The organism is Acidobacteriota bacterium (assembly GCA_016713675.1).
GTDB lineage: Bacteria > Acidobacteriota > Blastocatellia > Pyrinomonadales > Pyrinomonadaceae > OLB17.
Window position 1 is genome coordinate 125,072 of record JADJOS010000004.1, and the last position, 14,332, is coordinate 139,403.

The 14,332-nt window shown below is 50.0% G+C and carries 12 protein-coding genes and 2 pseudogenes; 8 read left to right on the top strand and 6 right to left on the bottom strand.

All coding sequences use genetic code 11. From position 1 onward, the window contains the following. Positions 1-39 precede the first annotated feature (39 nt). Entirely contained in the window at positions 40-492 is a 453-nt protein-coding gene (locus IPK01_14095; GenBank protein ID MBK7934572.1) for a hypothetical protein, read from the top strand. On the opposite strand, the gene IPK01_14100 is transcribed toward IPK01_14095, so the two are convergent. After that, entirely contained in the window at positions 459-983 is a 525-nt protein-coding gene (locus IPK01_14100) for a hypothetical protein (protein MBK7934573.1), read from the bottom strand. The genes IPK01_14095 and IPK01_14100 overlap by 34 nt on opposite strands. 189 nt (positions 984-1,172) lie before the next feature. Between IPK01_14100 and IPK01_14105 the strand changes: the two genes are divergently transcribed. Further along, positions 1,173-2,576, top strand: coding sequence for a cysteine--tRNA ligase (locus tag IPK01_14105; protein MBK7934574.1), 1,404 nt, complete (start codon positions 1,173-1,175; stop codon positions 2,574-2,576). Positions 2,577-2,581: 5 nt separating this feature from the next. On the opposite strand, the gene IPK01_14110 is transcribed toward IPK01_14105, so the two are convergent. From IPK01_14110 to IPK01_14125, 4 genes are all read right to left on the bottom strand, one after another. Then, on the bottom strand, positions 2,582-4,102 hold the full coding sequence (locus IPK01_14110; GenBank protein MBK7934575.1) for a glycosyltransferase family 39 protein: 1,521 nt from the start codon (positions 4,100-4,102) through the stop codon (positions 2,582-2,584). Further along, positions 4,103-4,672, bottom strand: coding sequence for a cysteine dioxygenase family protein (locus IPK01_14115; GenBank protein ID MBK7934576.1), 570 nt, complete (start codon positions 4,670-4,672; stop codon positions 4,103-4,105). A gap of 61 nt (positions 4,673-4,733) precedes the next feature. Next, positions 4,734-5,768, bottom strand: a complete 1,035-nt coding sequence (locus tag IPK01_14120; protein ID MBK7934577.1) for a hypothetical protein — start codon at positions 5,766-5,768, stop codon at positions 4,734-4,736. Positions 5,769-5,863: 95 nt separating this feature from the next. Continuing rightward, the gene (locus IPK01_14125) at positions 5,864-7,762 is read right to left on the bottom strand and encodes a thioredoxin family protein (protein ID MBK7934578.1); all 1,899 of its coding nucleotides are present in this window, start codon (positions 7,760-7,762) and stop codon (positions 5,864-5,866) included. A gap of 409 nt (positions 7,763-8,171) precedes the next feature. Between IPK01_14125 and pdhA the strand changes: the two genes are divergently transcribed. The 6 genes and pseudogenes from pdhA to IPK01_14155 all read left to right on the top strand — a co-directional run bounded on the left by pdhA (position 8,172) and on the right by IPK01_14155 (position 13,007). Further along, a complete protein-coding gene (gene pdhA, locus IPK01_14130) occupies positions 8,172-9,101 on the top strand; it encodes a pyruvate dehydrogenase (acetyl-transferring) E1 component subunit alpha (protein MBK7934579.1) in 930 nt (309 codons plus the stop codon). Between the two features lie 6 nt (positions 9,102-9,107). Further along, on the top strand, positions 9,108-9,485 hold the full coding sequence (locus IPK01_14135; protein ID MBK7934580.1) for a DUF1398 family protein: 378 nt from the start codon (positions 9,108-9,110) through the stop codon (positions 9,483-9,485). 5 nt (positions 9,486-9,490) lie between these two features. Further along, a pseudogene (locus IPK01_14140) lies at positions 9,491-10,473 on the top strand (pyruvate dehydrogenase complex E1 component subunit beta). Between the two features lie 11 nt (positions 10,474-10,484). Further along, positions 10,485-11,777 (top strand): annotated as a pseudogene (locus IPK01_14145) (pyruvate dehydrogenase complex dihydrolipoamide acetyltransferase). Between the two features lie 10 nt (positions 11,778-11,787). Next, the gene (locus tag IPK01_14150) at positions 11,788-12,687 is read left to right on the top strand and encodes a DMT family transporter (protein MBK7934581.1); all 900 of its coding nucleotides are present in this window, start codon (positions 11,788-11,790) and stop codon (positions 12,685-12,687) included. 41 nt (positions 12,688-12,728) lie between these two features. Further along, on the top strand, positions 12,729-13,007 hold the full coding sequence (locus IPK01_14155) for a hypothetical protein (protein ID MBK7934582.1): 279 nt from the start codon (positions 12,729-12,731) through the stop codon (positions 13,005-13,007). A 38-nt stretch (positions 13,008-13,045) separates the two neighbouring features. On the opposite strand, the gene lpxB is transcribed toward IPK01_14155, so the two are convergent. Beyond that, complete coding sequence (gene lpxB / locus IPK01_14160; protein ID MBK7934583.1) at positions 13,046-14,221, bottom strand: lipid-A-disaccharide synthase; 1,176 nt, start codon at positions 14,219-14,221, stop codon at positions 13,046-13,048. Between the last annotated feature and the right edge of the window lie 111 nt (positions 14,222-14,332).

Below are 14,332 nucleotides of genomic sequence, written 5' to 3' on the forward strand. Positions count from 1 at the left end.
CTTGATCTTGATCATTTTGCTTTTTTTATGGTGAAAGAAATGGAATTGAGATACAAAAACGAAGAAGAGATAGCCGAGGTCGTTCGAACATTTGAGGACGCCTCGATCAGCCGTGACGCATGGAAACACGCTGAGCACTTGACCGTTGCTCTTCATTACGTGTCAATGCACGACATTGATATGGCAACCGTGAAGATGCGTGACGGGATATTTAAATTGCTGACCAAGGGCTTTGAGGTAGATCTTTCAAAAGAAATGCCTTATCACGAAACGCTGACGGTATTTTGGATGCGGACGGTCGCGGAATTTAACGCGGCGAAGAACGGCAGTTCAATATTGGAAAGAGCGAATGATCTGGTCGCGACATTCGACAAAGATCATCCGCTCAAATTCTACTCACGAGAGTATCTTTTTTCAGACGATGCTCGGGCTAGTTATGTTGAACCCGACCTGTCCGTCTATAGTTCGCCAAAGCACGAGACCCAATCATAATAGTTGTTTCGATGAACACCGGCCCAAACAGCCCCAACCGAGTTGTAATCCGCCAGGCCGCGGGAGATATGTTTGCCGGTCCAATCAGCTCCGGTGTGGGCTCGATGCTGCGGTTCCATAGCACGAACGTCAGCCCACGAAGCGTCTCCGGAGATCTCATAGATCACATTGACATGCCGCTTATTGGTTCCAAGTTCGGTGAACGCAGTGTAGATCGGGCCGCACATCAGGAGGTCTCTCACTTTGTCGTATGTAAACGACGTTGCGTTGGGAAATTCGTGCAGGTACATTCCGTTTTCGTTGATAAGATACTTCATATCTGCGTCAGGCATTCCGCCCTGCTGGGTCGCCCGTGCTTTGTAGCGATCCCAAAGTTTGGTCTGCGACGCATTGATCGACATCGCTGCCTTGTACCACCATTTCAAACTTGCCGCCCAACAGGCCATGTCGTTGATCTGTCGAACAGCCGAGATGTGTCGATATTTACTCAAAATTATGATGCCTCCCATTGAAAAGTGCTTTTGATTCGATCGTGATCGATCTTAAGCGAAATATTAGGACGGGCGTTCAAAGGAATTTTGCTGAACGTGCCAAGATCAAATTAATTATGTGACGGCACTCGATGTCAGAGTTCGAGCAACAAAACGGTATAATAAGCATTATCAACTGACAAAATAGAAATTATGCTCAGATTTTACAACACATTATCCAGACAGGTCGAAGATTTTGTTCCGCTGGAAAGCGGTAAGGTGCGGATGTATATCTGCGGCCCGACGGTTTGGAATTTTGCTCATATCGGCAATTTTCGGACATTCATCTTTGGCGATGTTCTAAGGCGCTATTTGAAATTCAAGGGCTTCAGTCTGACGCACGTCATGAACCTGACCGACATCGACGACCGGATCATCAACGAGGCGGCGGCCCGGAATATCAGTATCGACGAATTTACCGAGCCATTTGCCCAATATTTTCTTGAGGATTTTGACGCTCTCGGCAACGAGCGGCCGGAGATAATTCCGCGTGCGACGCACCATATTGCGGAAATGATCGATATTATTTCAACATTGCTTGCAAACGGCCACGCGTACGAATCCGACGGTTCGATCTACTACCGCATCACTGCGTTTCCTGAGTACGGCAAGCTGTCGAAGATCAGTTTCTCCGGCAACCGCGACGGCGGCAGCGAACGCATCGATACCGATAAATACGATAAGGAAGACGCACGCGACTTTGCCCTATGGAAGCTGGTCGGCGAAGACGAACAGCCGGGCTGGGACGCACCGTTCGGACGAGGCCGTCCGGGTTGGCATATCGAGTGCTCAGCGATGGCGATGAAATACCTAGGCGAGACCTTCGACCTCCACGCCGGCGGCCAGGACCTGCAATTTCCGCATCATGAGAACGAGATCGCCCAGAGCGAGGGAGCGACCGGTAAACAGTTTGCAAAGTACTGGATCCACAGCGAATTTCTCAAGATCGACGACGTGACAATGTCCAAATCAAAGGGCAATTTTTTCACCTTCCGCGATCTTATCGCACAAGGCTATTCACCGCTCGCGATCAGGTATCTATTGCTTTCAGTTCCCTACCGTAAGCAGTTGAATTTCACATTTGAAGGACTGCAAGGTGCAGAAACAACAACTGAACGGTTACGAAATTTCCGATCATTGGTCAAGGATGCCAGAACCGAAGAAGGTTCGCTTCCATCCGCCGCCGCATCGGTGAAAACAGCTCTAACGGATTTTGAATCTGCGATGGACGACGACCTGAACACTGCCGCCGCATTGGCATCTGTTCACGATATGGTACGTGAGATAAATACCATCATGGCTGCCGGGGATTTGCGGGAAGATGATAGAACCGCAATTCTCTACGCGATCGCAACGTTCGATTCGCTCCTCGGCATTTTCGGAACCGAATCGACCGAGATCCTCGATGCCGACATCGACGCTCTGATAGCCGAACGTCAAGCATCTCGTCAAAACCGCGACTTCGCCCGGTCAGACGAGATCCGCGACGAACTCGCCGCGAAAGGCATCATTTTGGAAGACACCAAAGAAGGCGTTAGGTGGAAACGTAAATAGAAGTATTATTTTTCCTTTGAAAATTCAACCAGCACTGCTTGTTCGCTATTCGCGTCGATGATCTTGGCTTCTCCGACGTTGTAGCCTCGAACGCGAAGATCGTCGATAAACGCGGCATTCGGGTCCCAGTACTTTGTCCTGAATGCGATCCAAAACTGCTTCTCGTTCAATTCATCGATCGAAACGGTCTGGACCGATTCGAATCCGCGAGGCAGGAAATAGGCTTTATCCTCTTTTACGCCGTTCAGACCATCGACACGGACGATCCTGCGTTCGGGCAACTGCCTGTTCGCGAACCAAAGATGATAAGCGACGAGGTCTTCGCCGGTGTAGATTGCGGCGTTGGCAGGCAGACCGCTGGTCACCGTCAACGGATCCCACGCACACCAGGAATATTGCGCCGTTTCTCTCTGAGCGGTCAGAACGACCGCGTAGGCGGTAAACAACACGAGCAGTGAGAGCACACCGATTCGCACCGCTTTTTGTTCCACTTCACACACAGCGATCGCTAAAAGTATCGCTAGTGGAACAAAAATAACGATCAAATGCCGCGTTCCCCAAATAGAATGCGGCAACAGCCAACTTGCGGCAAACGCAATAAACACAGGCATTCCGGCAAATATTACCAGCATCCAAAGCTGCTCTGAGTCAGACGAGGTTTTGTTCCTGTTCCACCTCACACAAAAAAGTGTTGCACCGGCCGTTAGTATCAGCAGGACTGGCAGTGAGACCTTGTAGATCGAATATGGAACTGCGTTGCTCGTCGCAAAATAGAGCGGCTCGACCAAGCTCAATATCAGCTGCACAATATTCGCGGGCATTGGCTTTTGCATCCAGCCAATGTTCTGTCCGACCTCAGCTCCGGCCCTCGCGTAACTCATGACCATGATCGCCCACGGCAAAAATGCCAGCAGCGTCGACCCGAACATTAACAATATCGCCCGTATTTTGATTCGTTGAAACAACAAGATCGCAGCTACCTCGCTAAAAACCACAAACCATCCAAAATAGTGGCTGTAGACCATTAAAACGTTAACTATGATCAATGGAACCAGACTTTTTCCCTTAATAAAATAACGGGCAAACAACCATATCGAGAACAGCGAAATGCACATCAACAGGCTGTACATTCGGACTTCCTGAGCATATTTGATCAGGGAGCCATTGAAAGCGATGAAAAACAACGCCAAGACGGTCACCGAGCGTCCGCTCTTCATCTCTCGCATCAATAGAAGGAAAGGAACGAGTGCAGCAGCGGAGAAAATGACCGGCAGCAGGCGAAGCCAAAAAACACTCTCGCCGCCGATGCCGATCCAGAGTTTTAACAGAAAATAGAAAAGCGGAGGGTGAATGAGATCCTGTGCGACGAACGAAAGGATCGAGCTCCAGGAATGCGTCGCCGCATGAACGCTAAATATCTCGTCGAACCAAAGACACGACGCCGTCAATCGCCACAGTCGTGCCGCAATATAGGCGATCGCCAAACCAACGATCACCGTTGTTGAGATCGCACGGTTCTTCGACATTTAAAGTGTTACGCCGTCGCAAAGCTTGCCGTCGATGCTCGTATAAAACAGCGGAACGGTCTTGAATGTATCTGTATCGCGGCAATAAGAACGGCAGCTTGCGTAAGGTTTTGAATAGACGTGAATGCTGACCGCTCGTTCGTCGAATTCGGCAAGATTCAGTATCTGGTGGACAGGCTCTTCGAGTTCGACCTTGGCAGCGAGGCAATCGGACAGTTCGAACGAATCGGTCTCGATCAGTTTGCAATAGCCGCGGGACTCATCCATCGCAGCGACGGCAAAATTCTGACCGCGAAGCCGTCCGACCGGCACGGTCATCCAGCAACGCTGTTCCGAGTGGTTATGCACGCGCGAAACCTGGCCCTTTTCCCAGCAAATAGCCATCATTTCAAAACGTGCATCTTTGTATATCAGGTTGCGGGTGTAAAATTTCGGGCTCCAATGAAAATATTTGGAAATAGTATCGACGTCGACCGGATTTGCACCAAGAAATTCATAAACGTTCTGACAAATGAATTCTGCGTCGGGAATCTCCCGCAGGCCTTCGATAATGTTGTCGACTGAGTTCATAGGTGAGTTTGTCCAAGCGTAAAAATACCAAAGCCGGCATCTCGAATCAAATCGTTGATCTTTAATAAAGACCGTTGTAGTAGACTCGTTTGATCTCGGTCTTTGTACATTTACCATCGACGAGTGGATCACCCGTTTCTTTGCAGCACGGTTGGAACCGGCTGCAGCTTAACCCTTCTTTCATAAACTGAGCAAGTTTGTTCTGCCCTGTTGCCGAAGGATGAAAGCAGTCGCAGCATGAGATCTGGTCAGCGTTGAATTTGTACATCCACGGCCCGTCGCTGTAAACAAAGTTCGTTCCCGCGGCCTTGACGGCACCACCGACGACCTCGCCTCCGATGAACACGACCCGCGAATTGCCGCCGTCCGGTATGAGTGCGTATTCGGCCGTTACGCTCTTTAAGATATCGCGGTAGGCCTTCATCGTGGTGTAGGTATCGACGATCCTTGTTGCCGAGCAATCCGATGTCAGTGAACCGCAAATATTAACGACGCCCCAAAGGAACTGGCACGTGCCGGCAAGTTGGCAATTGGCCTTCGCTCCGAAATTGCACAATTGCGAAACCCGAACAGGAGCCGCGACGCCAATGCGTGTATCGGGAACGGCCATTAGCAGCTCAAGCCCTTTCCGAAACTCGCGTTCGAATGATTCTGCCTTTGTTTTGCAGTAATTTCCGGGATCAAGGTCGCCGCTCGAACATGACGCATTGGTCTTGTTGACCGAACCGGAGCAGCTATCATTGTGACCCATAAAAACCGCGGCCATTCGCGGCCCGGTTTGTCCATTGAGGTAGGTCTTTATGTTGTTCGATTGGTTTACAAAATCCGAGATCATCTTGGCGCCCGAAGCTGCGTGATTCGGGTTTGGGGCTGCGAGGTTTAGGCCAAGCGTACATTCAATACGTTCAAGAAAGCTAAAAACGCCTTCTGAGCCAACGGCACAAAGATTCGAACCATGCGTATCGCTTGACAACCAATTGTAATTTTCCTGATCACCGTTCGAGCAAGGAAACGCACTCCCGGCATTGAACCCTTTCGAGATACTGTCGCCGGCAACGTCGATCGCACGGATATTCAGCTGCGCGTAAACGTTCACCGAGTTAACGAAAACGATCACAAGGGTTACGACAAAAAAGTGTATTGATGTTTTCAGAACGTCAACCTCGCACAATTGAGAAAAAATTGAATCGCTCAATTCTTCTGCGCTTTCTGCAAAAAGTCAACAAACTCAGGTATGTTTCTAGTCAATCCCGGGAAGCTCGAAATGATCTTACCGTCGCCGTCGACGATCCCGTAAAAGGGCAAAGCAACCGTACCGAACATCTGCTGTTCCATTTCCTGCTGACGTTCATAGACTTCGCCGCTGCCATCGGTAAAAAGCTTAACGAGTACATATTTACTCATCTCAGCCTCGACCTCTTTCTTGGGAAAGACGTTTGCTTCCATCCAGCGGCAGTTAGTGCAGGTGTAACCGGTGAAATCGATGAAAACGAGTTTGTTCTCGTTTTTCGCCTTTGCGAGAGCCGCCGAATAGTCGTTGACGATCCACTTCACTGACCCTTCACTTCTACCTGTGGATCTGACGGAGGAATCACTAAGATCAGGAGGCAGGAACGACTCGATCTCGCCAAGTTTGGCACCGAAAAGACCGGTCAACAGATAGAAACTTAATGCAAGGCTGACAACCGCGGCAAACATTCGAAACGCTCCCAACCGTTCGGGTTTCGAATCATGTGAGAGCTGAAATTTCCCGAGCAGATAGATCGACAAAATAACTCCGATCGCGATCCAAACCGAAAGTACGACATCGCGGGTAAAAATTCCCCATTTCCAGACCAAGTCGACGTTTGAAATAAATTTCATAGCCGCCGCAACCTCAAGAAAGCCCATCGCGACCTTTACCGAATTCATCCAGCCGCCAGCTCTCGGCAATTGCGAAAGCAGCTGCGGGGCAAGAGCAAGCACAAAGAACGGTAGAGCAAACACCGTCGAAAACACTAGCATCCCGATCAAGGGCAATTGCCAATCTCCTTGTGAAGCAGAAACCAGGATCGTGCCGACAAACGGCGATGTACAAGTAAACGATGTCAGCGTAAACGTCAGGCCCATAAGCAAAGCCCCGACAACGCCGCTGCCTTCGCCCTCTTTGCTTCGAGTCAGACTGTCAAGTTTGGTCAAAACACCCGCGGGTACCGTGATCTCATATGCTCCGAACAAATTAAATGCAAAAAACAGAAAAACTGTGGCGATCAGGATATTTATCCACGGATTTGCCGCAAAAAGGTTGATCCCGGCCGCACCGACAAATATCGCGAGGAGCATTCCCAGAATGGTGAACGTCCCGATAATTCCGATCGAATAGATGGTCGCAAGTTTGACAGATTTGGCACGGCTGCCGGCTGCGTGATTAGTGAAATACGAGACCGTGATCGGTATCATCGGAAAAACGCACGGCGTCAGCAGTGACAACGCCCCGAGCGTGATCGCAAGCCATATAAACGTCCACAGATCCGCAGGCTGCTGGCTAGTCGTTAATGTTTTTTCGGTATTAGGAGCAGTCGGCGGCGACACCGACGGCACTTGACTGGTTGCGGCCTTTTTTACATCTTCGGATCCGGCAGTCGAGACACGAACCGTCTTTGGCGGTAGACAGCGCGTCGCATCGCACACTTGAAATCTTACGTCGATAGAGATGGCTTCGACCGAGGTCTCGGCGGTCGCCTTAAGTGGAATGTTGAACGTGGCCGAATTGTCAAAAAACAGCGTCTCAAGAGGCTTTCCGTCAATGATAAAATTGTTGTCAGGCTTGACGATCGGCTTGGTCGATCCGATCTTGCCGTTCACCTCGAACGGTTTGCCTTCGCTGACCTTGATCGTCGTCGCAAATGGTCCGCCCGGGGGCTGTTCCAGCGCGTAGAGATGCCAACCATTCTCTATCTCAGCCTTTAATGTGACCTTTATCAGGTCATTGGCCTTCAGAGACTTGATCCCGGCATCGGAGGAGAGCTTCCAACTCGTCGGATTTTGAGCAAATACGGCAGTCGAAAGGAGAATAACACCTAAAAATATTCGGAAAACCGTAATGCTCATAAAGCCTAAAATCTAAACCAAGACTATAACATTTTCGAGGTTTGCGGTATAGACTGCTGGTTCCGAACTGCTGCAGCGTGCCATTGGTATTACCAATTGTGGTAATGAATCTTTTGCAGAATGCTCGGCCGTCGCTTATAATAACGCTTTTGCATTTAATGCAGGATTTTGCCTTTTTATTTCGACGGAGGATTTGATTTTGCCAAAAGCAGTAACCATCTCAAAAACAGCCGCCAAGCCGGCCAAGGTGTCCACAAATGGCACCGGAAAGAGCATTGACAATAAGCCCGCGAAAACAAACGCCACGACTGATTTTGTAGAGGTCGAACTTGCTCATGCGGAGTATTTGGAACGAAAAGCGTCGCAATTGATCTCGATCAAAAAAACGGACAAGAAATTGCTCCAGGCGATGCTATATCAGATGGTCCTCGGTCGACGTTTTGAGGAAAAATGTGCCGAAGTTTACCGAATGGGCAAGATCGGCGGTTTTTGCCATCTCTACATCGGCCAGGAGGCCATTGGTGTCGGGTCGATGATGGCGCTTAAGCCGACCGATATGGTCATTACGTCCTATCGTGACCACGTTCAGGCAATGATCAAAGGCATGTCGCCCGAATCTGTAATGGCTGAGTTATACGGCAAAGCCGGCGGATGTGTCGGCGGCAAAGGCGGATCGATGCATATGTTTTCGAAGGAACTCGAATTCTACGGCGGTCATGGTATCGTCGGCGGCCAGATCGGTGTTGGAGCCGGCATGGCTTACGCTGCAAAATACAAAAATTCAGGCCAAGTCGTTCTTTGCTTCTTTGGCGAAGCGGCGGTAAATCAGGGCATTTTTCACGAATCGCTCAACATGGCACAACTCTGGAAGCTTCCATGCATCTTCATTTGCGAGAACAATCAATACGGAATGGGCACTTCGCAGGCACGGGCAATGTCCTCCCGGAGCATAGCAAAAAAAGCCGAAGCGTTTGAAATGGCAAATGAATTTGTAGACGGCATGGACGTAATGGCAGTTCGCGAAGCTACCCAACGTGCGATCGACCGTGCCCGCAAAGACGGTTCGCCTACGCTGCTTGAGATTCGCGCCTACCGTTACATGGGCCATTCGATGTCTGATCCGGGAAACTACCGGACCCGTGACGAGATCCTAAAATATCAGGAACGCGACCCGATAGTCCTCTTTAAGGATAGTCTCCAGGAAGCGAAGGTATTCAGCGACAAGGAATTTGAAAAGATCGAAGTTCAGGCAGCTGATGCCGTTGCGAAGGCGGTCGCTTTCGCCGACGAAAGCCCGTATCCTGATGAACGCGAGTTGATGACACACGTTTACGCATAAACGAGGATGACGCTGGATCAGATCAACAATGCGTACGTTGGTGCGACGAGTTACCCGGACATTATCCGGAGCCTCATCTCGTTGGGCGTTGCATCTTATACGGCAGAAGCGGCTACTGATGTCACTGTTTTTCGCCTAGCTGGCGGTATTACGGTCGTGCGATATTCCAATTCGGAATCCAGAGTTCCGACAAGAGATCTTGATGCGGCCGAAGTTAAAAATGCGATCCTGGCGAACCAGCAGGGCAGATCAGACTTTAAGGGCTTCATGGACCAAATTGCTCGTGCGGGAGTGAGGTTTTACGAAGCTACCTTGATCGGTGACAACAGACGAGTTGAATATTTCGGGATCGGTGATTCCCATGTGGAAGCGATCTCAATCTAATAATTATGGCAGTTTTGACTATTCGCGATGCCTTGAATCAGGCTCTGCGAGAAGAAATTTTAAGAGACGAGAATGTCTTCGTAATGGGCGAAGAGGTCGCTGAGTACGATGGTGCTTACAAGGTGACGCGTGGGCTCTGGAAAGAGTTTGGCGATAAACGCGTTGTCGATACGCCGATCACTGAGCTTGGCTTTGCGGCCGTTGGCGTCGGTGCAGCGATGGCCGGCTTGCGGCCGGTGATCGAGTTTATGACTTGGAATTTCTCGATCCTCGCGGCTGATCAGATCATTAATCACGCTGCGAAGATGCTCTATATGTCCGGCGGCCAATTCAAAGTACCGATCGTTTTTCGAGGGCCAAATGGCTCGGCGTATCAGGTTTCGTCCCAACACTCACAGGCACTTGAGGCGTTTTACGCAAATTTTCCGGGATTGAAGGTGGTGATGCCATCGACCGCAGCTGATGCAAAGGGTTTACTCAAATCGGCGATCCGCGACGACAATCCGATAGTTTTCCTTGAGCAGGAACGCATGTACGGAATGAAAGGCGAAGTTCCTGACGACGACGATTTCACGGTCCCGCTCGGCGTCGCTGACATCAAACGCGAAGGAACTGACTGCACGATCGTCGCCCGTTCAATGACCGTCCCGCTTGCATTACAGGCGGCGGAACTGATCCAAAGCGAGTTTGACGTCTCAGTCGAGGTTATCGACCCGAGAACGATCAAACCGCTCGATATCGACACGATCGTCAACTCGGTGAAAAAACCAATCGGCTTGTTATCGCCGAGGAGTCGCATTCATTCGCCAGCGTCGCTGCCGAGATCACATATCAGGTCATGGACACAGCATTCGATCATCTCGACGCTCCGATCAAACGCATCTCGACCGTCGAAGCACCGATGCCGTACGCGAAAAATCTCGAGGTGTTGGCATTGCCGGATGTGGCGAAGATCGTCGCGGCCGTAAAAGAAGTCTGTTATTTATAAGTTGAACCTATATGGCTGAAAAATTTTTAATGCCGAAGCTTTCGCCCACTATGGAAGAGGGCCAGATCTCGCGGTGGGTCAAAAACGAGGGTGACAATTACGACTCGGGCGAAACGCTCGCCGAGGTCGATACCGACAAAGCGACGATGGAAATGACGGCTCTGTCGGGTGGCACTCTGTTGAAGATTCTCAAGAGTGCGGGCGAAACGGCCATGCTGGGTGAAGCTATTGCAATTATTGGCAAGGCCGGTGAGGACATTTCGGCATTGCTAAGCGAGGTTTCGGCAAACGGTTCGGCGAAGTCAGAACCGCTTGCGTAAGCGGGCGCCGACGAAGCCGCTATAAAATCGACTAAACCCGCTGCGCCAAAGCCCGAGGTTACTGCTGCAGTTACGCCGGCCGCTGACGCAAGCGGTTCTGACAACGGCCGCCTTATCGTCTCGCCGATCGCCGCCCGTATGGCCGCCGAAAATGCGATCGATCTCAGATCGATCAGCGGCACAGGACCGAATGGCCGAATCATCAAGCGCGACATCGAAGCCGCGATGGAATCCGGTGGTTCTGCTATGAAAGCACAGCCCGCCCGCACGTTCAGTCCATCGACCGTCGTCGGAGCATCTGCGTTTACAGACGAACCGACCTCGAAAATGCGACAGATCATTGCCGGCCGTCTAGCTGAATCGATCGGACCTATCCCGACGTTTTATCTTACGGTCGAGATCGAGATGGACAACGCTCTCGAACTCAGAAAGGCAATAAACGCAAGTGTTTCCGAAGATCTGAAGATCAGCGTGAACGACATTATTGTCAAGGTTGCGGCACTTTCGCTCGTCAAACATTCATTCGTAAACGCCTCGTACCAAGACAAGTCGATCCGCTTTTACGAGCAGGCCGACATAGGTGTCGCGGTCGCGATCGATGAAGGTTTGATCACGCCAGTCATTCGCGGAGCGAATGTGAAAGGATTTCTTGAGATCGCCGCAGAGGTAAAAGACCTTGCAGCAAAAGCAAAGGCCAAAAAGCTCCAACCTGAGGAATACACCGGAGCTACATTCTCGATATCCAACCTCGGTATGTTCGGGATCAAGGAATTTACGGCGATCATCAATCCGCCCGAGTCGGGAATTCTGGCAGTTGGCGGGGCCGCCCCAACCGCGGTCGTTCGAAACGGAGAGATCGTTGTTCGCAACATCATGAATGTCACAATGTCATGCGACCATCGCGTCATTGATGGGGCGACCGGAGCTAAATTCCTCCAGACATTCAAGCAAATGCTTGAGCAGCCGGCGTTAATGTTGGCTTAGACGGCTGAAATTGGAAACTGAAGAGAGATCAACTTCCCCGCTTTTTGCGCTGATTCCGGCGCAGCTTCTCTTCGGTTCCCTGCCGGTCATAGCAAAGGTGGTGTTGGCCGTATTGCCACCGGTCGCCCTTGTTGGAATTCGTACTGCGATCACTGCTCTGATCCTGATAGTTGTTCAATCGTTTCGAGGGCGATTTTGGCTTAGGGAGAAAGGCGATTATTGGCGATTTGCCCTCCTGAGCCTGTTCGGTGTCGTAATTAACCAGCTTTTCTTCATCGGCGGACTTTCGCTGACAACTGCATCAAATACTTCGCTCCTTGCCGTCATGATCCCCGTTTTTGCACTCGCGGTTGGTGCGATCGCCGGATTTGAACGTCTGACAGTGATCAAGATAGCCGGTATCATACTCGCCGCGATCGGCGTAATAATACTAATCGACCCGCGAAAGGCCTCATTCTCATCTCAGACCACGCTTGGTGATATTTTCATCATAATAAATTGCCTTGCTTATGGTATTTACGTGGCAACTTCGAAGGCAGCGATCACCCGCAATGGAACATTTCGTTCGATGATGTGGGTGTTTATTTTCGCGAGCCTTGTGTGTATTCCACTCGGAGCGTATTCGCTATCAACTATCGATATCAGCTCAGTCGATATGCAGATATGGCTCATAACTCTCTACATAGGAATTGGAGCGACAGCGGGGCCTTATTTGCTGAATGCGTGGGCTTTATCCAAGGTCAATCCATCAACTGTGGCGGTTTTTGTTTATTTGCAGCCTTTGATCGGATTCACACTTGCATTGTTCTTTCTTGGTGAGAGCATAACGGGAGTTTTTGTCTTTTCCAGCGTTTTGATCTTCGCAGGCGTGTTTCTCGTCACAAGAAAATTTAGAGCGATAGAAACTTAATTCTTGCAATTTCCGTATTTTTGTCATTTAATCGCACGCATATGCCGACTCAGATCAAGCAGATCGATGACATAACTCGCGGGATCACAATTTTCCGTGTGGAGGGCGATATGCTGTTCGAAGACGCCGTTTTGCTTGGACGGATCGCTCGGGACTCACAGGAAGAGACAGGCAATTCGATAACAATAGACCTGGCTGACCTCGACTTTCTTGACAGCGATTCTGCCCCGATCCTGAAGCGACTTGAGACCGAACTTGGATTCGAAATTGTTGGAACTGAAATATTTCTTCAGTCGCTCGTCAATAAGGCCGAACGGTGATCCTCGCCACGCTCGCCAAGATCTAGTTACAGATCTGATCATTGGTTCATGGGTAAGATCATCAGGTCTCTTATCGCCTTAGCGGCCCTCATCGAAGCTCCTCCCGCTCCCAGTTTGTCAGCGGATCTTTTTAGCTTTTCACGCATTGCCGAATTTTCGTTCGGCTCCAGGAGGCGAAGCAGTTCGGTGGAGAGTGTCATTGGTGTAAGATCGTTTTGGATCAATTCAACAGCAACACGTTGTTCGGATATCAAATTGACCAGACCATAATGCTCGACGTTTATTAGGGGTTTGAGGAGAAAATAGTTGATACCGGATGTCTTGTAAACGACCGCCATGGGCGTACCGATCAAAGCGGTTTCGAGAGTTGCAGTTCCACTGGTTACAGCGGCGGCATCAGATGCGTTGAGGGCATCATAGGTTTCATCGAGAACCACCTTGAATTTAGTCGAATCTATCAGCCTTGTTACATTGAAGTCCTCTGCTATCGACTTGATCTTCTGCTTGCCGTTGTCGTTAGCGGCCGCGATGACAAATTGAGTTTCCGGCCGTTCAGCTAGGATCGTTAGCGCGGTTTCGAACATCACAGGCAAAATTCTTGATATTTCTTTATCTCTGCTCCCCGGCAGCATGGACACGATCGGAAGATCTGCATCTATTCCATGTTTTCGGCAAAACTCCGGTTTTTCAAGCACGGGCCTAACCTCTCGTGCGAGAGGGTTTCCCACGTATTCAACGCGATCAACGCCGTGTTCGGCGTACCACTGTTTTTCAAATGGGAGTATCGTGATCATCAGATCCACATACTTTTTTATTGTTGAAACTCTATATTTTCGCCACGCCCAAAGCTGAGGTGAAATGTAATAGACAATGCGGAATCCCTTTTTCTTGAGTGATCTTGCAAGCTTGAGGTTGAATTCGGGAAAATCCACGAGGATAACGACATCGGGTTTTCGTTGTATGGCCGCCCGCTTTAGATCGCCGAATATTCGTAAGAACATCGGCAATGCACTCCCGATCTCGAGCAATCCGACAACAGACAGATCATCTGACCTAACAATTGCTTCGACCCCTGCGTCACGCATTTTTGGTCCCGCGGCTCCGAAAAACTCACTGGCAGGTTCAATCTCGCGCATCGAACGAACAAGATTAGCGGCATGACCGTCGCCGGAAGGCTCCCCAGAGACGATCATAAATTTGCGTTTGGTTCCCATAATCGCGTAAGTCGTTAATAATAAATGATATATCCAAGGCAGAAAATTACAACCCTTGTTGGGACTATAGGCATCAAACCCCTTGAAATTAATTTCGAACTTGTCCTTTTA